General features: G+C 63.9%; 22 protein-coding genes and 1 tRNA gene. 18 read left to right on the top strand and 5 right to left on the bottom strand.

The window, feature by feature from the left end:
• Positions 1 to 8: 8 nt before the first annotated feature.
• The 3 genes from ACODSO_RS11140 to ACODSO_RS11130 are packed head-to-tail and all read left to right on the top strand — an operon-like array spanning position 9 to position 1,696.
• Entirely contained in the window at positions 9 to 809 is an 801-nt protein-coding gene (locus ACODSO_RS11140) for a thymidylate synthase (protein WP_489037059.1), read from the top strand.
• Positions 806 to 1,315: a dihydrofolate reductase gene (locus tag ACODSO_RS11135; RefSeq protein WP_489037041.1), complete on the top strand. Its 510-nt coding sequence runs from the start codon at positions 806 to 808 to the stop codon at positions 1,313 to 1,315. The genes ACODSO_RS11140 and ACODSO_RS11135 overlap by 4 nt, the downstream gene beginning before the upstream one ends.
• A 54-nt stretch (positions 1,316 to 1,369) precedes the next feature.
• A complete protein-coding gene (locus ACODSO_RS11130; RefSeq protein ID WP_032395790.1) occupies positions 1,370 to 1,696 on the top strand; it encodes a cupin domain-containing protein in 327 nt (108 codons plus the stop codon).
• On the opposite strand, the gene ACODSO_RS11125 is transcribed toward ACODSO_RS11130, so the two are convergent.
• Positions 1,689 to 2,549 carry a universal stress protein gene (locus tag ACODSO_RS11125; RefSeq protein WP_064257158.1) on the bottom strand — a complete coding sequence of 287 codons (861 nt, stop codon included), beginning with the start codon at positions 2,547 to 2,549 and terminating at the stop codon, positions 1,689 to 1,691. The genes ACODSO_RS11130 and ACODSO_RS11125 overlap by 8 nt on opposite strands.
• Before the next feature lie 98 nt (positions 2,550 to 2,647).
• Entirely contained in the window at positions 2,648 to 3,553 is a 906-nt protein-coding gene (locus ACODSO_RS11120) for an acyl-ACP desaturase (RefSeq protein WP_064257159.1), read from the bottom strand.
• A 327-nt stretch (positions 3,554 to 3,880) separates the two neighbouring features.
• Here ACODSO_RS11120 and ACODSO_RS11115 point away from each other — a divergent pair, with 327 nt between their 5' ends.
• From ACODSO_RS11115 to ACODSO_RS11075, 9 genes are all read left to right on the top strand, one after another.
• Positions 3,881 to 5,113, top strand: a complete 1,233-nt coding sequence (locus tag ACODSO_RS11115) for a PucR family transcriptional regulator (RefSeq protein ID WP_032377353.1) — start codon at positions 3,881 to 3,883, stop codon at positions 5,111 to 5,113.
• Between the two features lie 87 nt (positions 5,114 to 5,200).
• Complete coding sequence (locus tag ACODSO_RS11110; protein WP_057479335.1) at positions 5,201 to 5,902, top strand: ABC transporter ATP-binding protein; 702 nt, start codon at positions 5,201 to 5,203, stop codon at positions 5,900 to 5,902.
• Positions 5,899 to 8,370 carry an ABC transporter permease gene (locus tag ACODSO_RS11105; protein WP_064257160.1) on the top strand — a complete coding sequence of 824 codons (2,472 nt, stop codon included), beginning with the start codon at positions 5,899 to 5,901 and terminating at the stop codon, positions 8,368 to 8,370. Before ACODSO_RS11110 ends, ACODSO_RS11105 begins: the two co-directional genes overlap by 4 nt.
• 170 nt (positions 8,371 to 8,540) lie before the next feature.
• Positions 8,541 to 9,167, top strand: a complete 627-nt coding sequence (locus tag ACODSO_RS11100) for an isochorismatase family protein (protein WP_064257161.1) — start codon at positions 8,541 to 8,543, stop codon at positions 9,165 to 9,167.
• A gap of 114 nt (positions 9,168 to 9,281) precedes the next feature.
• Positions 9,282 to 9,357: transfer RNA gene (locus ACODSO_RS11095), tRNA-Arg, on the top strand.
• Positions 9,358 to 9,432: 75 nt separating this feature from the next.
• A complete protein-coding gene (locus ACODSO_RS11090) occupies positions 9,433 to 10,191 on the top strand; it encodes a CPBP family intramembrane glutamic endopeptidase (protein WP_156665549.1) in 759 nt (252 codons plus the stop codon).
• 76 nt (positions 10,192 to 10,267) lie between these two features.
• Entirely contained in the window at positions 10,268 to 11,623 is a 1,356-nt protein-coding gene (locus tag ACODSO_RS11085; RefSeq protein ID WP_082900148.1) for an HNH endonuclease, read from the top strand.
• Positions 11,624 to 11,845: 222 nt separating this feature from the next.
• Complete coding sequence (locus ACODSO_RS11080; RefSeq protein ID WP_057479224.1) at positions 11,846 to 13,249, top strand: DEAD/DEAH box helicase; 1,404 nt, start codon at positions 11,846 to 11,848, stop codon at positions 13,247 to 13,249.
• Positions 13,250 to 13,404: 155 nt separating this feature from the next.
• On the top strand, positions 13,405 to 14,520 hold the full coding sequence (locus tag ACODSO_RS11075) for a DUF2232 domain-containing protein (protein WP_296779686.1): 1,116 nt from the start codon (positions 13,405 to 13,407) through the stop codon (positions 14,518 to 14,520).
• 97 nt (positions 14,521 to 14,617) lie between these two features.
• Here the strand turns inward: ACODSO_RS11075 and ACODSO_RS11070 are convergent, their stop codons facing one another.
• Together ACODSO_RS11070 and ACODSO_RS11065 are read right to left on the bottom strand one after the other, a co-directional pair.
• Positions 14,618 to 15,052, bottom strand: coding sequence for a hypothetical protein (locus ACODSO_RS11070; protein WP_197481895.1), 435 nt, complete (start codon positions 15,050 to 15,052; stop codon positions 14,618 to 14,620).
• Positions 15,053 to 15,358: 306 nt separating this feature from the next.
• Positions 15,359 to 15,817 carry a hypothetical protein gene (locus tag ACODSO_RS11065; RefSeq protein WP_064257162.1) on the bottom strand — a complete coding sequence of 153 codons (459 nt, stop codon included), beginning with the start codon at positions 15,815 to 15,817 and terminating at the stop codon, positions 15,359 to 15,361.
• Positions 15,818 to 15,983: 166 nt separating this feature from the next.
• On the opposite strand from ACODSO_RS11065, the gene ACODSO_RS11060 reads away from it, so the two are divergent.
• The 6 genes from ACODSO_RS11060 to ACODSO_RS11035 all read left to right on the top strand — a co-directional run bounded on the left by ACODSO_RS11060 (position 15,984) and on the right by ACODSO_RS11035 (position 20,790).
• Complete coding sequence (locus ACODSO_RS11060) at positions 15,984 to 16,448, top strand: hypothetical protein (RefSeq protein ID WP_064257163.1); 465 nt, start codon at positions 15,984 to 15,986, stop codon at positions 16,446 to 16,448.
• Complete coding sequence (locus ACODSO_RS11055) at positions 16,448 to 18,328, top strand: AcrVA2 family anti-CRISPR protein (RefSeq protein WP_064257164.1); 1,881 nt, start codon at positions 16,448 to 16,450, stop codon at positions 18,326 to 18,328. Before ACODSO_RS11060 ends, ACODSO_RS11055 begins: the two co-directional genes overlap by 1 nt.
• Entirely contained in the window at positions 18,325 to 18,693 is a 369-nt protein-coding gene (locus ACODSO_RS11050) for a hypothetical protein (protein WP_064257165.1), read from the top strand. The genes ACODSO_RS11055 and ACODSO_RS11050 overlap by 4 nt, the downstream gene beginning before the upstream one ends.
• A gap of 138 nt (positions 18,694 to 18,831) precedes the next feature.
• Positions 18,832 to 19,182, top strand: coding sequence for a hypothetical protein (locus tag ACODSO_RS11045; protein ID WP_064257166.1), 351 nt, complete (start codon positions 18,832 to 18,834; stop codon positions 19,180 to 19,182).
• A gap of 196 nt (positions 19,183 to 19,378) precedes the next feature.
• Positions 19,379 to 19,528 (top strand): hypothetical protein, encoded by a 150-nt coding sequence (locus tag ACODSO_RS11040; protein WP_157920713.1) that lies wholly within the window; start codon positions 19,379 to 19,381, stop codon positions 19,526 to 19,528.
• 245 nt (positions 19,529 to 19,773) lie between these two features.
• Positions 19,774 to 20,790, top strand: a complete 1,017-nt coding sequence (locus ACODSO_RS11035) for a LacI family DNA-binding transcriptional regulator (RefSeq protein ID WP_489037040.1) — start codon at positions 19,774 to 19,776, stop codon at positions 20,788 to 20,790.
• Positions 20,791 to 21,289: 499 nt separating this feature from the next.
• Here ACODSO_RS11035 and ACODSO_RS11030 read toward each other — a convergent pair whose 3' ends face one another.
• Positions 21,290 to 21,442 (bottom strand): cold shock domain-containing protein, encoded by a 153-nt coding sequence (locus ACODSO_RS11030; RefSeq protein ID WP_489037058.1) that lies wholly within the window; start codon positions 21,440 to 21,442, stop codon positions 21,290 to 21,292.
• Positions 21,443 to 21,524 lie beyond the last annotated feature (82 nt).

The raw sequence follows: 21,524 nt of genomic DNA, 5'->3' as shown, positions 1-21,524 counted from the left end.
TGACCGTCGTGATGGTTCCGACTCCGTACGAAGATCTGCTGCGCCGCATCCTCGATACCGGGACGGCGAAGTCCGACCGCACGGGAACCGGCACCACCAGCGTGTTCGGGCATCAGATGCGCTTCGATCTGGCCGCGGGCTTCCCGTTGGTCACCACCAAGAAGGTCCATCTGAAGTCGATCGTGTACGAGTTGCTGTGGTTCCTGCGCGGGGATTCGAACGCCACCTGGCTGCAGGAGCACGGCGTGAGCATCTGGGACGAGTGGGCAGCTCCGGACGGCGAGCTCGGCCCCGTCTACGGAGTGCAGTGGCGATCGTGGCCCACCCCGTCGGGCGAGCACATCGACCAGATCAGCCAGGTCATCGAGACCTTGAAGACCGATCCGGATTCGCGGCGGATGATCGTCTCGGCCTGGAACGTCGGTGAGATCCCGCGGATGGCGCTTCCGCCGTGCCACGCGTTCTTCCAGTTCTACGTGGCCGACGGCAAGCTCTCGTGCCAGCTCTACCAGCGCAGTGCGGACATGTTTCTCGGTGTGCCGTTCAACATCGCGAGCTATGCGTTGCTCACGCACATGGTGGCGGCCCAGACGGGTCTGGAAGTGGGCGAATTCGTGTGGACCGGCGGCGATTGCCACATCTACGACAACCACCGCGATCAGGTCACCGAGCAGCTCTCGCGCGAGGCGTACCCGTACCCCACTCTGAAACTGGCGCAACGGGATTCGATCTTCGACTACACCTTCGAGGACATCGAGATGGTGGACTACCAGCACCACCCGGCGATCAAGGCACCGGTAGCGGTGTGAGTGCACCGCAATTCGTCGGTCTGATCTGGGCTCAGAGCCGGGCCGGGGTCATCGGCGACGGGGGTGGCATCCCCTGGCATGTCCCCGAGGACATGGCGCACTTCAAGTCGAAGACGGCCGAGCATCCGGTGATCATGGGCCGCAGGACCTGGGATTCGTTGCCTGCGAAGTTCCGTCCGCTGCCGGGCCGTCGCAACATCGTGGTCACCCGTAACGCGTCGTGGACCGCCGACGGTGCCGAAAGCGCACCGAGTGTCGCCGACGCTGTGGCCCTGGCGAGCGGAAGCCCGGTTTGGATCATCGGTGGCGGCGAAATCTATCGCAGTGCAGTGAGTATCGCGACGCACCTCGAAGTCACCGAGGTCGATCTCGACATCTCCGGCGATACCGTCGCCCCCGAGATTCCGGACGGCTGGACCGCGAAGGCCGGCGAGTGGCAGAACAGCCGAGTGAACGACACTAGATTTCGCTACGTCGAGTACGGACAGGCTACCCAACCTTCCTGAGCGCGTTCAGGATTCCCCCGTCGCGACCGCAGACCGTGCGTCATACTGACGATCATGGACAAGAAGTCACTCACCGCACTTGCCCGCCAACAACTCAAGCTCGCCGTCGGTGCGTCGAGTGGCCGCAGTTCGCAGACGGTGTACGGCGGTCACCGACGCCACCTGAGGCAGACTGTCGTGGCGTTGGCCGCCGGTAACAAGTTGGCCGAACACGACCTGTCCGGCGAGTCGACGGTGCTGGTGCTGAGCGGAAAGCTCGAGCTGATCAGCGGCGAGCGATCCTGGAAGGGCTCGACCGGCGATCTGCTCGTCATCCCCGACGCCCGCCACAGCGTCGAGGCCCTCGAAGACGTGAGCTTTTTGCTGACCGTCGCTATGTGAGTGCTTTTCGCACTACCAACACCGGGCAGTCCGCGGTGTTGACGAGAGCGAAACTCGTGGACCCCAGCAGCATTCCACCGAATCCGCCGCGTCCCCGGTTGCCCACCACTATCAGTGCTGCGGTTTCGGACAGGCCACTGAGTACCCGTACCGGTCGGTCCTGCGCCACGATGCGCTGCACCTCGACCTCGGGGAACCGCTCCTGCCAGCCGGCGAGGCTCTCTGCCAGCAGTGCCTCTTCGCCGTCGGCAATGGCGTGCCAATCCTTGGGCGCGCGGCCGAACGATTGCGTCAGATCCACATCGGACCACACGTGTACCGCGATCAATACGGCATCGCGCGCCGACGCTTCGACGAACGCCGACTCGACGGCAGTCTGATTGACGTCCGATCCATCGATGCCGACAACGACCGGGCCCTCGGCGACCCGACGACCGTCGATGTCACGGCCCCGCACCACTGCCACCGGCGAGACGCTGTGGGCCGCCAAAGACAATGTGACAGCGCCGGTTTCACTGGCGCCGATCACCAGAATCTCGGCCTGCGCCGAGACGCCGATGAGAACGTCCATGACGCCGCCCTCGATGGCGCTCGACGTCACCTCGAACGCGGGATCGTCGACGACCAGCGCGGCCAGGGTCTCTGCCGCCACCAACCTGGACTTGGCCGTCGCAACGAATTCCGTTGCTTCTCCGGCGAATTCGCTCAGATCGACAACTCCCGGCATGTCGACGGCAGTGACGATGTGCAACCGCCGATCGCGTCGATGCGCGCACAAGGCCGCCCAGATCACTGCCTTGTCCGCCGCGGCGGATCCGTCTATACCGACGATGATCGGTCGAGAGCCTGTCACGATGGGGGCCTCCGGTCGTTGCCCCGAACACAAGGTGTGGAGCGTGAAGAAGAGTAGGAGTTCAGGTTAGTCGATCCACCCCGTCGAGGTAAGTGGTGTCAGCTGGCGCGCAATGCGTTTGCGTACTCCCGCGTTCGCACAGAGCTGCGTTCGATGGTGGCGGCCTGGGCATCGAGATGGTCCAAGTAGTCCGCCAATTGATCGCGACTACGCGCCCCGGCACCGAGATCTGTCCGCTCGAAGATGCGCCACTGGGCCAACATGGGCCGCAGTACCTCGTCGAGATGGCGCGCAAGGTCGTAGATGCCGTCGCGCGCGATGAGCATCGCACTGCGCGCGAAACCGGGGAGGTTGGTACCCGGTAGCTGGAAATTCATGACGACCTCGGTGATGGCGGTGACCGTCAGGCCGGGTGCCACGGTGAGCGCTGCCGAGACCAAGTTCGCGAAGAATCGGACGTGCAGTTCCTGATCGGCGACGATGCGTCCGAGGAGACGATCCGCCACCGGATCATGGCACTGGTCCGCGGTGTTGCGATGACTGATAGTCGAGACCGACTCGTCGAGGACCACCTGAACCAGTGACCGAAGCAGGTGTGCACCGTTCATGGGGGCGTCGAACCCCACCGTCATACATTGCGCTCGAGCTCGTCCGAGGGCGACCGGATCGACGCTGCGGGTGGCGACCAGGTAATCGGTGAGGGCCACCGAGTGCCGACGTCGTTCGCTGCTCCAGTCGGTGAGCCAGGACGGCCAGGCACCGATCTCGGTTGCCCCTGCATCTCGGCGGTAGAGCGGAATGTTCTGCTCGACCAGAAGATTGGTCACCAACGCGGCTTTGGCAGTTTCGGTCAGCGGCGAGGGACGCGATCCCCAGTACATCTCGGCACGCACGAAATCGGCCGGTACCCACTGAACCGACTCGACACGGTGACGGGCGAGATTTTCCTCGATCGTCGGGCGCAACTCCCGGAGGACAGTGAACTGACCGATATCACTGTGCATGCTCGTCCCTTCGTTGCCCACTCCCGACGGGATCAAGGTAGATGTGCGCCGCGTGCGCCGTGAACAGCTTCCCGATTGTTTAGGGCAAGTCGCAGCCGGCCACGTCGGTCGCTCGAGATAGATCACAACGAGTTTTGCCGAAACCATGGATCACACGTAGATAACAACCTATGATCGATCCTGTTAGAGGCCAGGAAACAAACTTGAAGTACGAAAACGACGCGGTTTCAGGTTCGATTGTTTACATTGAGCCATCGAAGCGCGTTGATACGCGCCAGTAAGTTTGCAGTCCGTATGACCTGAAGAACCAACACGAAGGGTTGATCTGTGACCGTTCACAACTCGACTAGCCTCGGAATCATGGTCGCGGGTCAGCCTGCGTCGGCTCCTCTTCGCGATTTCCGCGCGGTGGCGCGGCTCCTGGTAGGACACTTCGCAGCCAACACTCCCTGCGGGTCGTTGCCAGGCGAACAGCTCCACGGCGACGTCACCGAATTCACCGTCAAATGCATCAGCATCGCGGTCCAGATGCTCGACGAGCGCCGCGCCCCGGCGGAATCCGACCTGGCCGAGCTTCGCGCCAAGGCCAGCCAGTGGGCTCGCGAAGGAGTTCCGCTCGAATCGGTGCTCAGCGTCTACCACGAGGGCATCCAGATCGGCTGGAATCTCGTGTCGAAGCGAGCGGGTGAGGGCGATGCAGCGCAGCTGATCGAGGCCGCGCGCATGTTCGTGCTGCTGTCGGAGAAGGTATCCATCGCCGCCAGCAAGAGCTATGTGGAAGAACTGCAGGCCGTGGCCAGCGAACACCACACTGCAGCGCACACTCTGGTCACCTCACTTCTCAGCGGCCACAACGCGGTGTCGATGGCACGTCAGTCCGGCATCGAACTCGCCGACAGCTACCTCGTGCTCGCCATCTCGGTGCCGCCGCACCCGGACGAGAACGACCCCAACATCCAGAAGACGGTCGCCGCTCGCAGAAAGCTGCGTCGTGTCCAGGCCGAGCTGGCCACGATCTGCGGCCGCACTCCCCTGTCCTTGCTGAGCACCGAGGGTGGCACCGTCCTGATTCCCGGTGTCCACGACGACGAGTGGGTCGAGGCTCTGGTGCATCGCATCGGTACCGCCGCCGAGGTGCCCGTCACCGTCACGGCCGAGCAGGCCGCCACTGCGGACATCCCCACCGCAGCCGATCAGGTCCACGAACTGCTGTCTCTGGCCCATCAACTGCACCGCCCGTCCGGCCTGTACCGCATGGACGATCTCGTGCTGGAGTACCAGCTGACGCGTCCGGGCCCCGGCCGACGCCACCTGACTCAGATACTCGAGCCGCTCGATTCGTCACCCGAGCTGCTCGAAACCCTGGAGATCCATATCTCGCACGATCTGAACCGTCAGCGGTCTGCTCGTCAGCTCCATCTGCACACCAACACCGTCGACTACCGCCTCAAGCGGATCGCACAGCTCACGGGCTTCGACCCCACACGTCCGTCCGGAATCCGACACCTGCAGGCCGCGCTGGTGGCCCGCCGACTCGAATCCTCGCGCGGCGCAGCTTGATCTGAGAGTTCCGAACGGTTTCTCGATCCGACGGCAGGTAGCGTCGAAGATACATTCGAGAAGCAAGGGGATTCGTCCGTGGCGAAGTTGATGCTGGAGTTGTCCGGGGTGGTCAAGGAGTACCCCACCGGAGAGCAACCGGTGCGGGCGTTGGACGGCATCGATCTCACGATCGAGGGCGGCCAGTTCGTCTCCCTCGTCGCACCGTCCGGTGCCGGCAAGTCGACGCTGCTGCACATGCTGGGCGCACTCGACACACCGACGTCGGGTTCCATCAGGTTCAACGATGTCGAAGTCACCACCCTCGACGACAACGCCCAATCCGATTTCCGACGCCACCAGGTGGGCTTCGTCTTCCAGTTCTTCAATCTGTTGCCGACGATGTCGGCGTGGGAGAACGTCGCCGTCCCCAAGTTGTTGGACGGCACTCCCATCAAGAAGGCCAAGGCCGACGCGATGCGACTGCTCGAGATGGTCGGGCTCTCGCAACGCTCCGAGCACCGGCCGGCGCAGCTGTCCGGTGGTCAGATCCAACGCATTGCGATCGCCCGAGCACTGATGATGAATCCGGCACTGTTGATCGCCGACGAACCCACCGGCAATCTCGACTCGAAGACCTCCCACAACATCCTCGAAATACTGGCGGACGTGGCACACGCCAGCGAGGGGCGTCGAGCAGTGGTGATGGCGACCCATGACCTCGAGGCGGCGCGCTCCACCGACCGCATCGTCAGCATGATCGACGGTCGCGTCGAGACCGACACACCGACGGCCGGTCTCGATCGGTGATCGGTACCGCTCTCAGCAGATTTCGAGTCATCAGCCTTCGCGACCTCCGCATGCACTGGGTGCGTTCGCTCGTGTCCGCGGGTGTCGTGGCCGTCGCCGCCGGGCTGCTCATCGCCGTCCTCGGCACCTACGGGTCGTTGACCGGATCCGTCGAACGTCTCGCGGTGACGATCGCAGGAAACGCGAGTTACGAAGTCGTCGGTGTCACCGACTCCGGCTTCGACCAGAGCGAACTCGACGTGGTGCGCTCCGTTCCCGGTGTCGACACGGCGGTTCCCCTGCTGCGCAGCACCGTTCGATCCGACGTCGGAGATCTGACGGTCCTCGGTGTCGACTCGTCCATCACGGCACTGCAGTCGGATCTGCAGGGCGCGGTCGGCAACGCGGCGGGACTGTTGTCCGATCCTTCCGGTGTATTGGTCGGAGCCGCAACGGGTCTGAATCAGGGAGACACCGTCACGATCGACGACGTTCCGACGGCGGTGGTCGGCGTGATCGACGGCCCCGGCACGCAACGCATCGGTGGGGGCATGTTCGCGGTTGCGCTCCTTCCCGCTGCGCAGGCACTCACCGATCGCCCCGATCAGCTCGATTCGATCTTCGTCCTGGGCAACGGCGACACACTGCGGTCCGACCTCGACGCCGCACTCGCCGGCCGAGTGTCGGTGATGAGCCCCGACTACCGGGCCGACCGCGCGAACCAGGCGATGAGTCTGACGCGCAATGCCACGCTGATGGTCTCGCTCATCGCATTCGTCGTCGCGGCCTTCCTCGTCTTCAACGTCATGAACATGGCCATCGCGAAGCGTCGACCCACCATTTCTCTCCTTCGCGCCGTCGGTGGACGCCGCGCGGATATCGTCCGCGACCTGCTGTTCGAGTCCGTCCTGGTCGGACTGGTCGGCGGTGCCGTCGGTGTTCCACTCGGAATCGCGATGGGCCGCATCGCCATCGAGAGCCTTCCGCCGTTCCTGTCGCAGGCATTCGACGCTCGAATCGAGTACGTGTTGCCAGGTTTTGCCATTCCCGTGGCGATCGCAGCGTGTGTACTGGCCTGCGTCGGAGCCTCGGCCGTCGCTGCGGTACAGGTGTATCGCATCTCGCCGATCGAGGCACTCGCCGTCGGCGGCGGAGAAACGGCAGGTGGACCACGTCGTCGATTCGTCGCTGCAGCCACCGCGTTCGGCCTCGTCGCCATTGCCGGATCGTTCGTGTTCGCCGTCAACGTCGACGGCCAACTGACCCTCGGTGCCGGAGCGCTGTTCATGTTCGGCGTCGTTGCGCTGTGCGTCGGGGGGACGGGACCGATCGTGTCGGCCACGGCGGCCGTCCCTCGCCGCTGGGGTGGTGCCGGCCGGCTGGCCACCGCCACCATCGAACGTGCCCCGCGACGGATCTGGGCAACGGTCATGACGATCGTGATTGCGGTGGGAGTCAGTGTCGGAGTGTCGGGTTCGTTGGCCAACATGACCGACTCGGCGGCCGAATCGCTGTCGTCGTTGGCGAACACCGACCTGTACGTGTCGATGTCCTCGCCCGACGCCATACCGTCGGGCCCCATCGTTCCTACGGAGGTGGCAGACGCCGTCCGTTCGACGCCCGGTGTCGCTCGCGTCGTCGAGGGGCAGTGGGCATACGCAACGATCGACGGCGAGACGGTATCCATCCAGGGCGTCGCCGACGGCAGCAATGCGGTGACGCTCGCATCGCTCACCGACACCGTGCGGTCCCAGGTGCTCGCAGGTGACGGTGTGGTGCTGTCCCAGGGGTTCGGCAGGACGTTGGGTGTATCGGTGGGCGACTACATCGATCTGCCGACGCCGACGGGCGTGAAGAACGTGCGAGTGCTGGATCTGGTCCAGTACATCAATGCCGCGGGCGGCACGATGGCAATCTCGCTGGACTCGATGCAGCGTTGGTACGACCGACCCGGCGCGACCTACCTGGAGATCGGCGTCGACGGAGACGTTGCGGCCGTTGAGGATTCGTTGCGTTCGACACTGCCGCCCGAGGTCTTCGTGTACACCGGCGCTGCCGCACTCGAGGGCACCAGCGCTGCCATCAGACAGTCCGGCGCACTGGCCATCGCGTTGCAGTGGATCGTCGCGCTCGTCGCCGCGGTCGCGTTGCTCAACACGTTGACGCTGTCGGTCCTGGAGCGTCGACGCGAACTCGGCGTACTGCGAGCCATGGGCGGTGGACGGGGAACCCTGGCACGAATGGTGTTGGCGGAGGCACTGTCGGTCGGCATCGTGGGCGGCGTGCTCGGCCTGATCATCGGCGCGGGTCTGCAGTATCTGAGCACCTTGATCCTCGGCGCCAGCATCGGAATCCCGGTTGCCTACACCGCCGGTTGGTCGGTGCTGCTGTACGGCCTCGTCGCCCTGGGCCTGTCGCTGCTGGGCTCGGCTCCACCCGCCGTGCACGCCTCGCGACTGAACATCGTGGAGGCCATTGCGGCGGACTAGGTTGTGGGCGGGGCCTCTGGATTCGGCGGGTCGGCAGGATTCGCGGGGCCTCTGGATTTCGCAAACGCGCGCGCGTTTGCCAGGTGCGAGCGGAATGGTCAGCGGACGTATAGCAGGACTGCGCGCGCCTAGCGAATGCGCGCGCGTTTGCGGGAGGGAAGGGTTGTCGGATGGCCACATTCAGCGTCGCAGCAGAGGACTACGACGCCGACGCTCTGCTCGACTGCTCGGGCGGCCCGGAGTGGGAGTTGGTTCCTCAGCGAGCCGCCCTCCTGGTCCACGACATGCAGCCGTACTACCTCAACGTGCTCGACGACTCTGTCCGCTCGAAAGTGTTTGCGGCGGCATCGGAGGTGGTCGCGTGGGCGCGGTCGAGTGGGGTACCCATTCTGGCCAGTGCTCCACGAGCGGCGAGTGACGTCGCCCAGCGGGGACTGCTGGGACCGATGTGGGGGTTGGGCCCAAACGCCGAGGAGGTAGCGATCACCGAGCCGGACTTCGCTCCGATCGCAAAGCGAAGTTACAGCGCCTTCTACGCCACCGATCTGGAGGTCGAATTGCGCCGACGCGGCCGTGACCAGCTCATCATCGTGGGCGTGTTCGCGTCGGCGGGAATTTTGGCGACGACGTTCGACGCTTCCGCCCGCGATATTGAGTGCTTCGTCGGCGTCGAAGCGATTGCCGATTACACCGCTCACCAGCACCGCACCGCATTGAAGCTGATTGCGTCACTGACCGGTCGAGTGGCGTCGATCCAGAACCTGCTTCCCGATCCGCGGGGTGGGCCGCTAGACTAGCGAGCGCGATGTGGGTCGGCTGTGCACTCTGGCAGCAAACCTATCCGCAACCGATTGTTCCGAAAATCGAAAAATGTTGCGCTGCAGCAGTTTACGATCAACGGACAGTTACCAGCCTTCGTAGCTCAGGGGATAGAGCAACCCTCTCCTAAAGGGTAGGTCGCAGGTTCGAATCCTGCCGAGGGCACCACAGAGCGCTGCAAGACTGCCATGATGCCCGGGTGCGGCACTTGCGGAGGCGAGCGTATGGCGAAATAGTGCAGGTGTGGACCACTCCCCTGACGAGCATGCGCCACTCGTCCACCTGAACCACAAGAGTTTCCCGCAATTCACCGGCTCGCCACTGCCTACACCCACCGTGGGCGACGTCGCGTTGGCCTTCGTCAGCGGGTTCGGGGGAACGACGATCGGCGGACTGATCGGGGCCGTGGCGGGGTTCATGATCGGCGGGGTCGCCGAGGCAGCTTTGCTCGCCATGGTTCTGGCCGGCATCATCGGATGCGCCGGCCTCTATTTCGCGTTGATCCGTCGACGTCGATGGTCGCTGTCGGACTTGGGTTTTCGATCCCCCGCGCACAGCCTCCTCCATCTCCTGTGGCAGGTTCCGCTCCTGATGCTCCTCGCCGTGCTGGCCACGGCCGGAATTGGCGCACTCCTCGACGTCGCACCGGACGGCAATCAGAACGCGATAGTGAAGGACGCCGTAGAAATCGGACCGGCCTCGATCGCCGCGATACTCGTGCTGATCGCGGGCGTTGTTCCCTTGATAGAGGAAATAGTGTTTCGCAGGATCCTGCTCGATTGGCTCAGGTCCAAGATGCCGACAGCGGTCAGTGCTGCGCTTGTCACCATCGTCTTCGCACTGTGCCACATTGCACCGCCGGCGATGCTGTACATCCTCTTCCTGGGCACCGGCCTTGTTGCACTCCGTCTCTGGTATCGATCGCTCTGGGCTCCGCTGATTTTGCACGCATTCAACAACGCCGTTGTCAGCTCCATCGCCATCGCAGTAGTGCTCACCTGACGTCCGAAGCAGGTCTTGCGTACCATCGAATTCACCCGTACTATCGAACATGCATTCGAGTACTGGGGAGGAACTCGTGGTTACAGCTTTGAAAAATTTGCCGCTGACACCTGATGAGGTGTTGCGTTTCGTCGCACGTCTTCAGGCGTCCGATGTCGTTGTCGACGCAGCAGCAGGCATCGATTTGATCTCCGCTCTCGAGACGGTCAAGTGCGTCAGCGTGGCAACGCAAGCCGTGGTGACCGATGCCGTCGCAACAGCCATCAGCAACGAACGCAAAGAGCTCGGCAAACCGAAAGCTCAGTGGCGCAGCGGGATTGCGTCACAGATCGGCTTGGCCCGACGCGAATCGCCGAACCGTGGCGGCACTCACCTCGGACTCGCACGCGCGCTGGTGCACGAAATGCCGCACACTCTCGCGCGCCTGAAAGCCGGCGAACTCAACGAGTGGCGGGTCATGATTCTTGCTCGCGAGACGGCGTGCCTCACCGTCGACGATCGCCGCACCATCGACGAACGATTGTGCGCAGACCCCGCGACATTGGCCGGTGCCGGCGACCGCACCATCGAGGGTCGCGCTCGCGCACTTGCCAACGAACTCGACGCCGCCTCCCAGGTGAAGCGGCGTGCGAAGGCATACGCAGCTCGGCGCACCAGCACCCGCCCCGCACCCGAATCCATGGGTTTCTTCACCGTCCTCACATCGATGGAGAAGTCCGTCTGCATGTGGGCCACGCTGCGACGAGATGCCGACACCATCATCAACTCGGGCGGCGACACACGCACGCGCGACCAGATCATGGCCGACCTCGTGTTCGAGCGGGTCACCGGCGCGTCAGCAGCCCAAGGCCCGCCAGTGACCGTCGACATCGTCATCTCCGATTCGACGCTGCTCGCCGGCGGTGACACGTCCGCATATCTGCACGGCTACGGCGAAATCCCGTCCGATGTCGCACGGCAACTGATTCGAGACGCGCTCGACGACGCACAAGGCAATGAGACGCACGTCGCATTACGTCGCCTCTATGCCCATCCGAAATCCGGAGCGCTGACGGCAGTGGAGTCCACGTCGCGAGGTTTTCCCACCGCGTTGGGACGCCTCATCGACCTCCGAGATCGCACCTGCCGCACCCCGTGGTGCGACGCGCCGATCCGACACCACGATCACATCCGGCCACACTCCGCGGGTGGTAAAACCAGCGCCGAAAACGGCGCAGGCCTTTGTGCCGCATGCAATTACGCGAAAGAAGGGGAAGGCTGGACGGCCGAAGCGCGGCGAGACAAACGCAACGCGCGACATCGGTACAGGCTCATCTCACCCACCGGCCACACCTATGACTCGAGTGCCCCGCCCATGCCGGTGGTCGAGCTCTACAACTCGCGAATCGAGAACGTGATGATCACGGGTCTCTTCGACGACGGCGCCGCGTGACGAACATGCACGGGAAGAGACCGAGCCACAACTCGGTTACACTCGGTGACGACGCGCGTAGCTGCACGTCAGACGTCGTGGAATGCTCCCGAATCACCATGTGCACCCCGCACAGGCTTCTCTTACGGCGATCGAAACTGCCCACCGGCAGTCTCGCCACCTTGCATCTCGGCCCAAGGCCCGCAGGTGCAACACCCTGCCCGAAAGGCACTTTTCATCACTATGACGACCCCACAAACATTTGCTGCACTCGGTGTACCCCAGGCCATCGCGGATGTACTCGCGAGCCAGGGCAAGACCGAAGCCTTCCCCATCCAGGCCGATACGCTCCCCGACACACTGCAGGGACGCGACGTGCTCGGACGCGGAAAGACCGGCAGCGGAAAGACACTCGCCTTCGCGATCCCGATGGTCGCTCGGCTCGCAGGCCAGCTTCCCGGCAATCGCAAGCCCGGCCGCCCGCGTGGCCTGATTCTCGCTCCGACGCGTGAGCTCGCCACCCAGATCGCCGTCGCAATCGAGCCCCTCGCCGCCGCGTACTCGCTGAAGGTCACCACGATCTTCGGTGGTGTGTCGCAGGTTCGCCAGGTCTCCGCGCTCAAGGGTGGAGTCGACATCGTCGTCGCCTGCCCCGGTCGCCTCGAAGACCTGATGAAGCAGCGCCACCTCACGCTCGACGGCGTTCAGATCACCGTCCTCGACGAGGCCGATCACATGGCCGATCTGGGCTTCCTGCCTGTCGTCACCCGCATCCTCGCCGCCACCCCGGACAAGGGTCAGCGCATGCTGTTCTCGGCGACACTGGACAACGGCGTCGACAAGCTGGTCAAGCGCTTCCTACACAACCAGATCACGCACTCCGTCGACGAGGCCACCTCCCACGTCGAGGCCATGACGCACAGCGTCTTCGAGGTCGACGGCGTCGAAGCCAAGAAGAAGCTAGTCCATCAGCTCGCCTCGGGCACCGGACGACGCATCCTGTTCATGCGCACCAAGCACCAGGCCCGCAAGCTGGCCAAGCAGCTCACCGACGCCGGAATCCCGTCCGTCGACCTGCACGGCAACCTCTCGCAGGCCGCACGTGACCGCAACCTCGCAGCCTTCTCCTCCGGCCAGGCTCGCGTTCTCGTCGCCACCGACGTCGCGGCCCGCGGCGTCCACGTCGACGACGTTCAGCTCGTCGTCCACGTCGATCCCCCGGCCGAGCACAAGGCGTACTTGCACCGCTCCGGCCGCACGGCGCGCGCCGGCAGCGCTGGCGACGTCGTGACCGTCGTCCTGCCCGAGCAGCGCAAGGACACCGCAGTGCTGCTGCGCAAGGCCGATATCAAGGTCACCCCGATCCGCGTCACCGCCGATTCGCCCGCAGTGGCGAACCTCGTCGGCGAGCAGGCCCGCTACGTCGAGCCTGCACCGCGAGTCGAGCAGGCACCCGCCCGCACCGGAGCCCCGCGCAACAGCAACGCTCGCCGCGGCGGCCCGGCCCGTTCGGGTGGTCAGCCGCGCAGTGGTGGTCAGCCGCGCAGCGGTGGCGGACAGCCCCGTTCCGGTGGACAGCCGCGTAGCGGTGGCGGCGGCCACAGCCGTCGTGCAGCAGGACCGGCTACGAGCCAGCGCAGCCGCTGATCTCGGCCTGAGCGCGGAAAGCCCTTTTTACGAGGGCTTTCCGCGCTTTTCTGTTCTCACGCTCACCACCGCAGCAACTGCGCAAAGACCGGCCGGCCCGAACCACGGAAGTCACGTCGAACAGTGTGTCTCGGTCGAGCTGGCACACTGGAGCGGTGACCGTCAGTTCTTCTCGCACTCCGAAGTCAGGGCCCCTCGGTCCTCAGGAATTGGCGACCGCCGCGGTCATGAGCAGCTTCACAGTCGCATTGACGGTGATCGGTGTGCTCGTGCCGATGGCAGCGATTCTTCAAGTCGTCGCGGCCGTTCCGATGTCGGTGGTCGCACTTCGGTATCGGACCCGTGCGCTTCTGACCGCTGCGGTAGCAGGCACCCTCGTCGGATTCGTCGCTGCCGGTACACAGACGGCACTCACCGTGGCGAGCGCGGCGCTGTTGGGCGGCCTGGTCGGGCGAGCGAAGCGCAAGAAGCAAGGCCTGTTCGGTGTGCTGGTCACCTCGATGGTCGTCGGGCCCGCACTGGGAGCCCTGACGGTGTTGCTCTTGCTGATCCTCGTTCCGCTGCGAACGTTGTTCCTCGACACCCTTCGCAACACCCTCGAGGGCGTGTCCAGGTTGCTCGAGCGCACGTCGGCCTTGCAGGGTGCCGCCGATGTGCTCCGCAGCAGCTCCACCGCGGTGCTCGACAACTGGTGGTGGTGGGTCGGCGGTTCCATCGCGTTCGGGATCGTCACCGGAACACTGTTCGCCTGGCTGATCCTCACCGCCATCCTCGACCGTCTCTCCACCATCCCCACCCCCGAAGCTCTTGTCTCGAGCACCGACGACGACGAGATCGGGCCGTTGCCGGTCACCCTCGCCTCGGTCGGTTATCGGTACCCGGGAAGCGCCACAGCTGCATTGACCGGAGTCGACCTACACATCGAACACGGTGAGTTCGTCGCGATCGTCGGTCACAACGGCTCCGGCAAATCGACCCTGACGAGGATCATCGCCGGCCTCGAACCGTCGGAAGGCACCGTCAGCGTGGCGTGGATGTGGAATGGCACGACCGGACCTGGTGTCGTTGCCCAACCGCTGAATCGGTCCAATACGGAATTTCACTATTCCCTCGAAGATGATCCGAGTATCTGGCTCGAAGGCAGAACGACGGCAGCGACACTTTCGCACGGATTGGGCATGTCGATTCCGGCGTTCATTGCCGCCGTCATCGCTCACCCGAAGGTGACCGGCAAAGATGCGACGGCCTGGCCGAAACCGGTACAACCCTGAGCCGTGGGCGATGGTCCTTGGGTACGCGGCGGAGTGCCGCATGAACGTTGTTCGCGTTGTCGCCGCCGATCGAGCAGGATGTGGCGTGGTGGGCTCGCTATTGAGCCAAAGAGCTGACCCGGTAGGTGATCTTGTTGGTGGTCGTTGTGGGCATGTCGTTGAGATACGAACTGAGCGCACGCGCGGCGTCGTTCGCGAGTGCCGTTGCAGCGCCGGGTGTTCGTGCGCGAGCAGTCACCGCGATCCCGGCGATGTCGGAGGCCCCAGTAATGGTCAGATCGGATTCGTAGTCTGCTGCCGCGCCGCCGCGTGTGTGTGCGAGGAGTTCAGCGGTCTTGGCGAGGTCCTCGGGGGTTGTCTGGATCCCGACGAAGACGTAACTCGTGGTTCCGGCATCGGGTTGCGTCGGTGTAACACTGAACTCGACGAGAGCCGTGCGGGTGAACGCGATCGTCTTCGTCCACCACAACCCGCCGAATACTGCGAGCACGAACACTGTTACGAGGACGATCAGGCGTTGCGGGCGTGTCACGGACTGCTCCTTCGTTCCTACAGCCGTCGGCGACGCGCGTGCGTCCCAGTATTCATCACGGGGCTCTCGGGCCGAGCTTCCGCTACCGCCCCGGGACCGCGGGCGGTAGCGGGGACTGTGCAGTGATGGGGCCGCATTGACAGGCGTGGCCTGTGTGCGGGTGAGAGTCCGTACGGTCCGGTCAATCCGAGTAGTCCTTTAGGGCTAATACTTTTGGCGGGGAAGCGCTTACGGCGTCGGCCCGGCGGGGAACGTCCTGCCCCTCGGAATACATGGATGTGACGGTGTGAAGGGCGGACAGAGAAGTTAGTCGGTGAACACCATGAACGCGACACGCGCCTGGCCGGTGTGCGCGAAGACTGCTGCGTTGACTAAATCGCAGAGGGCCTCGGCGCCGTAGTTCGCGATCCGTTGAGTCGAGAGTGGCGTCCGGCCGCGGGCGTACACCACCTTCCCCGCGACAGCCGTTGTGTCCTTGATGGTCAGACTCGACGCGTATTCGGATCTGTTGCCGCCGTATGTGTTTACGATCCGCTCGGCGACAAGCCTCACGATCTCGTCGTTCGAGAACGGGAAGGCCGCGATCACTGTGGGAGTGATGTCAGAAGGATCGCCGCGCGGAACGTAGACGAAGGTTTCGGCCGTGAACGCGACCGGTGATGAGCGGGTGAAGGCAATCGTCTTCGTCCACCACAGTCCGCCTATCGCGACGATCACGACAGCGACGACGATCAGAATGCGGTGTCGAACGACCAGAGGTCTCATCGGTTAGTTGTACCGTGCCGGACGCACTCGACAGGTCAACGTGGCCAGCGGCATTCGCGTCGGTGCGAGTCGATATGGTGCACGACATGATTCGCTACCGCTTTGGCGCTTCCACAATCACGTTTGGCGACGACCTGTCACTGCGTGGCGGACGGAGGTCGAACTGATGGCCGACGCACCAGCAACTCTCGACGAAATGCACAAGCAGATCGCGGACATCCAGGACAAGATCCGGCGACTGCGCCGGGAGCGGATGGACACCGAGAACACCACCCCGAACCCCGAACCGCTCCGCGTGGCCATCCGCCAAGCGCACCGGGACCGGGACGCCGTGGTCAATCCGAAAGTCGAGGACTTGCGCTCACGGGCGGGTGAACTGACGGACGCGATCGATGAAGTCTGGGCGAGCTGCGACCACATTCGGTGGTCGCTCTACCGCTTGGACCGCACCGGGGTCATCGCGAGGATGTCGTCCTACGGCAAGGACACGCTCAACTCGCTGCAGCAGTCCTTGGAGGAGGAAGCGGTGATGCGGACCCAAACCCTCGAATCGCTCGAAGCGCAGGGCGTCTCGGAGTTCCCGGTACCGAAGCCGTTTGCCATGTACCCGGCGAACCGTAGGGAGTTCTGATGGCGCGCGGCAAGCACCGTCAGGCCAAGCACAACCGCGACATGCGGGAAGCGCAGGACAAGCTCGCGACTGTCCGGGCGGAACTCGCCGAGGAAGAGCGCCTGCACGAGGCGGCATTCAAGGCACGCGCCGAGGCGGATGAACTCAAACGCGAGTTGGACGCTGCGTGCGTGGACCGGGACAGGGCGTGCCAGGCGGAAGTCGATCGACTCGGCAACGAGATCGCCGCGCTCGGCCTATGGGTGAAGTCCCATCGCGCGCTGCATCAGCGGGTCCACGATCGCTGGGGGAGGATGCTGGATCCCATCACCGACGCCCTGGGGGGCGGCAAGACCGAGAGCTTGGAAGCCTTCATGGCGGTGATCGGCGCCGAGGACAGCGTGACTCTTCAGCTCGATGTCGCAGACCGGCGACAAATCTCGCAGGAAGCAGCCACGGCGATTCAGCGCGCTCGCGGCGGACGACGATCGGCTCAACCGAAAAAGCACTACACCGAGGCCCAGAAGCAGATGCGGAAGGAGCTACTCGTCTCACGGTTGCCTGCGGATGATCATCGCGCGGACGCCGATGTCGACGACGACACACGGCAGCGCGCTCTCGGTACCCTCTTCGATCGCACTCCAGCGGCGGTCAGTGCTTGGCATCCGGCCTCGTGGATCGCCGAGCCCAGCCCTGAGTCGGCTGGGTCGGCGCAGGCCCTGGGACTGGTCCTGGGCGAGGAACACACCGACTTCCCGGAAGGGCCTTCCATCCCGACGCAAGCGCACGCGACACTGAGTGCGGCGACACGCAATGCGTTGTCCGGGTTGCCGCCCCGTCAAATATTTACGACGTGGCAGCGTGCGTACGGTGCGGGAACCGAGCAGGCTCTCGATTCCCGGATTCGCCTCCCGATCGCTGCGATGCCTCGTCATCCCATTCCCGCGGACGCGGCCTCGCTGCAGCACTGGTACACCGCGGCAGCATGGGGGAGTGCGCTCCGCTACGCCGGTGGCGCTGGGTCGTGTGCGCCGTCGAGGATCGCGGTCGCCACACAAGCGGCCGTCCCCTTCTGGCTCCCGCCCGGACACACACTGAACTATGCAGATTCGGAGCCGCTCTCAGCCGACGATCGCGCCGACATCCGGTTGCCTTATGCGCAGGTGTTCCTCGCATTCGCTGATCCGCTCCGACTCGACGCCGCCGCACCGTCGACACCTGAGGTGGACGAGTCGTGGGAGTGGATGACGCGCGTCGTCACGGACATCTTGGGCCGCGGTCAGACAAGGTCCCTGGGATCGATGTTGCTGGCCGGAACACGAGGATTCACCGCCGACCGGGTCGACCTCTGCGACATGATCGAGCAGCGCGGGGCAAGGATCGAAGGCCTCGTCCTGCTCGCCGACGCCGTAGGGCGGCTCGACGACGAGTTCGCTTGGTGCGTAACGATCCCCGCCAAGTCCAGCGGCGTGCTCGGGCGATGGACCCTGCCCGCGTCGTTGGACAGCACCGCGTTCCGCGATCAGGTGATCAACCTGGCGGCGGTCGCGGCATGGGGCGATTGGCACAGTGCAGCGGAGGAAACCGACGGGCATGTCACAGTTCGGGAGTCTGCGGACGGCGAGTCAGCCGAACGCAAGGACGGCGCGGTGCGGGTCCTGAACGTGAAGGCAACCGGGCGTGCGGAGTCCGGGGCTGCGCAGGGGACCGGCGCGCAGGTGGCGCCTCATATCCGGCGTGGGCATTGGCGGCGGCAGCGGTACGGGCCGAAGCGTTCACTCGAACGGCGAGTGCGGATCGCGCCGGTACTCGTGAACGCTGCTCGTGGCGACATCGGCCCGCGGGTGTACCGGTTGCCGTCGTTGCCGCGCGAGGGCGCAGCTGTGACGCGTCAGCGGTGAGCGCGCGAGCACTACGGGTGAGTCAGGCATCGCTGGCTATCTCGGTGGTCCTGCTGGTGCTGGTCTATTTCTGGGATCTGCTGTCGTTGCGACTCCAACACCAACCCAGCTGGTGCATGGATCACTACGGAACCCCGGCGCGGTTCGCCAATCTGCTGCCCGACCGCGCGGAGCGGGTAACGGCAGGAGTTACGGACTTCTGGGGATGGCTCCCGCCAGGTGTGAGCTGCACCTTCACCGACGTAATGACCAAAGAAAGCGAGACCCTGACACCGGCCGCGGACAGGTCGTTCTTCGTCGTGGTCCTGGTGGCGATGGTCCTGATTTCAACTGCAGGCATCGTTTTCACCCGGCGAAGGCACTGAACACCAGGAGGTACTGGGCGGTCAGAGCCCCGTCGGCACTGTGGTGGCCGCGGGGCCACGCCGACTCCGCGAAATCACTGAATCGCGTGTAGAAATAGTCACGAAAGACCCACCCGTAGAACGAGAAAGGATCCGCACATGGGGACCTACCATCATGTGGTTTTGCGTTCGGCGGCTGGCGAATACGTCGCCAGAGTGAGGCCGAGCGCATTCGGATGCGACGTCAAAGTCGGTAGTGGAGGATACTTCGATCAGAACGTCCTCCCTGCTGTGACGGCATTCGCGGAGAAGCATTTCGGCACTTCCCTCACTCCCATTTGGGTTGACGACATGTCGTGTGACGGTTGGGAATACAACCCAACACTCGTCGCTCCCTGGGATGGCCCGGTGTCCCTGGACGACGAACCGGAACTTCCCCACCTGGTGCCAGCCAGTCAACAGGGTGCTGCTGTCCGCGCACATCCGGACATCATCGTCGCCGGGATGTAGCCGCCCCCGCTAGCCGGTAACCAGGAAACCGCGGATACATCGCGCGCAGTGTCGTTCTAGGTTCCGTTCAATGCGGCGACGGATTGCTCGTGTTGCAGTTTGGAGTCGACGGGCTCAAAGCAGTTGGGGGAGAATGTATGAACGGATCGAGAACCGTTCCGATTCATCAACTTCGACTGCTGGGAGATCGACGCCAATGCGCAACTGGATTGTGTACGACGACGAGAACAATCACATTGGTACGGTGACCGCCGACGACAGGTATTCGGCGCAAGACAAGGCGCAGGAGATCGAGGGTTGCTCCTGGATCGAACCCGAAGATGCACCGCACACACCGGTCCCCTAAACGGGCCGCGCTCACGCAATAAGGGGATTCGAACCTATTGGTTCGAGTCGGCGAGAGGGCTGTGCGGGAATTTCTGTGTTGTGCTCGATCGCGGCCATGGGGTGCTCCTCCAGAAGCAATTGTGACTCGGAGGTCTTCGCGCCGTTGGGAAGTAGTTCCAAGCGTCGCCAAATCGTTTTGGCGGGTGTCGGCGAGTGTGCCAAATCGTTTTTGCATCTGTCAAGCGGTGCGATAGTGTCACGTGCATGGCGGGTGCAGGTCGAGCGAAGATCACCGACGTTGCGAGAGCAGCGGGAGTGTCTGTTACGACGGTCTCGCACGCTTTGAACGGAAAAGGGCGGGTCGATGCAGAGACCCGTAGTCACGTTCAGCAGGTGGCCGCGCAACTGCGATATGTGCCGTCCCGCGCAGCTCGTCACCTTGTGGCCGGTGGTTCGGATGTGGTCGGGCTGACATTTCCGTCGATCGCCCGCTTGCCTATCGGCGAGTTGATGAGCACGGATTGGTATTCGCAGGTTGCTCTGACGGCGAGTCAGGCCGCCTTCGAGCATGGCGGGGCTCTCACGCTCCTGCCGCCGTTCGTCGAGACAATGAACTTGACGAAGTTCGGCCTGCGCGGGGTAGTGGTACTCGAGCCGACGAGGGGGGACTTACGCATCGAGATGCTCCGACAGTGTGCGATCCCGTACGTCACGATGGGCCTCGACCCAGGCCATCCAGACGTGTTTACCGTGACACCGGATACGACCCACGGTATTGAAAAACTCTTGTCACATCTACGAGCCATGGGAGCTCAGCGGATCGCTGTTCTGTGCACCGATAGCGGATGGCACAACGAGGTTGTTGCGACCGAGGCGGCACGCAAGTGGGCAATCGCGAACAGTTGCGCACTCGACCTCCGAACGGTCGCTCTGGCCGAACAAGACACTCGCGCTGGGATTGTCGGTGCCGCTCGAGCTGCTGCGTACGACCTCCTCACAGGTGATGAGGTCCCGGACGCAATCGTCGGTCTGTTCGAGGACTTCGGCATCGGCATCCTCGACGCCGCTTCCGAGCTAGGCCTGCGTGTTCCGGCAGATTTGCTTGTCGCTCAAGATGTCGACGGCTTCAAGGCCCAGCATTCGCGCCCACCGATTACTGCGCTCGAATTGCACGCAAGTGAGCAGGTCGCTTCGGCGATCGATCTTCTCATCTCAGATTCCACGTCGTCGTCGATCGCGGTTTCCACCACTCTTCGGATTCGAGAATCCTCGAGCCGCTGAGACTTGTCACATTCAAGGGGACCCCTCTCCGCGTCGACGGTCGCCATCAAGAAATCGGCTTCGAGCGTCTCGTTCCAGCGTGACCTGACCGGCTAAAACGATTGCAGTGGTGTCGATTTCGGTACCCAACACCCCGTCGTTGACGACGACCACACGAAAATTTCGTAAAGACACGACCGCAGCCGTTGCGAACGGCGAGACCACGGAGCACGACGACACCGGCCAGTTCGCACTGCGAGGGCAGTGTTCCGGGGTGCGGCGTCCCTGCCGATCGACCTCGTGGACGCTAGCCCCATGACCGATTGTGTTTGAAACGAACGCAGCAGCGGGCAGCCGTGCCAAGAGGTTTACAACCGCGCTGAAAGCACCACTGTCGCCGATGCATCGTGCACCGAGGCGCTGTTATAAAACGTGGCACTGCCGCTCAGCACGGGATTGGGTGCGGCCACTCTCGCACTCGATCCCTCGACGCGGCTACCTTTGTGCGTGTTCCACGCTGTCAGGTGATGCGAACACCAGTTGCTTGCGGACCTTTGACGCCTCGACCGATCTCGAATTCCACGCGCTGACCTTCATCGAGGTTGCGAAAACCGTGCCCCTCGATCTCGGAGTAGTGGACGAACACATCAGCTCCGCCGCCCTCCTGCGCGATGAAGCCGAAGCCCTTCTCTCCGTTGAATCACTTCACGGTGCCTTTCGTCATGATCTCTTACCCTTCTTGTCGAAAGTGCCAT

It is taken from the genome of Rhodococcus sp. FG69 (assembly GCF_057808915.1).
Note: the sequence above shows the minus strand (reverse complement) of the source record. Positions and strands in the feature narration are given on the sequence as shown.

Excerpts from the sequence above, each read along its gene's own strand:
- ACODSO_RS11130 (WP_032395790.1), top strand. The coding sequence starts at position 1,370 with ATGGACAAGAAGTCACTCACCGCACTTGCCCGCCAACAACTCAAGCTC.
- ACODSO_RS11120 (WP_064257159.1), bottom strand. The coding sequence starts at position 3,553 with ATGCACAGTGATATCGGTCAGTTCACTGTCCTCCGGGAGTTGCGCCCG.
- ACODSO_RS11100 (WP_064257161.1), top strand. The coding sequence starts at position 8,541 with ATGGCCACATTCAGCGTCGCAGCAGAGGACTACGACGCCGACGCTCTG.
- ACODSO_RS11080 (WP_057479224.1), top strand. The coding sequence starts at position 11,846 with ATGACGACCCCACAAACATTTGCTGCACTCGGTGTACCCCAGGCCATC.
- ACODSO_RS11065 (WP_064257162.1), bottom strand. The coding sequence starts at position 15,817 with ATGAGACCTCTGGTCGTTCGACACCGCATTCTGATCGTCGTCGCTGTC.
- ACODSO_RS11060 (WP_064257163.1), top strand. The coding sequence starts at position 15,984 with ATGGCCGACGCACCAGCAACTCTCGACGAAATGCACAAGCAGATCGCG.
- ACODSO_RS11055 (WP_064257164.1), top strand. The coding sequence starts at position 16,448 with ATGGCGCGCGGCAAGCACCGTCAGGCCAAGCACAACCGCGACATGCGG.
- ACODSO_RS11045 (WP_064257166.1), top strand. The coding sequence starts at position 18,832 with ATGGGGACCTACCATCATGTGGTTTTGCGTTCGGCGGCTGGCGAATAC.
- ACODSO_RS11040 (WP_157920713.1), top strand. The coding sequence starts at position 19,379 with ATGCGCAACTGGATTGTGTACGACGACGAGAACAATCACATTGGTACG.
- ACODSO_RS11035 (WP_489037040.1), top strand. The coding sequence starts at position 19,774 with ATGGCGGGTGCAGGTCGAGCGAAGATCACCGACGTTGCGAGAGCAGCG.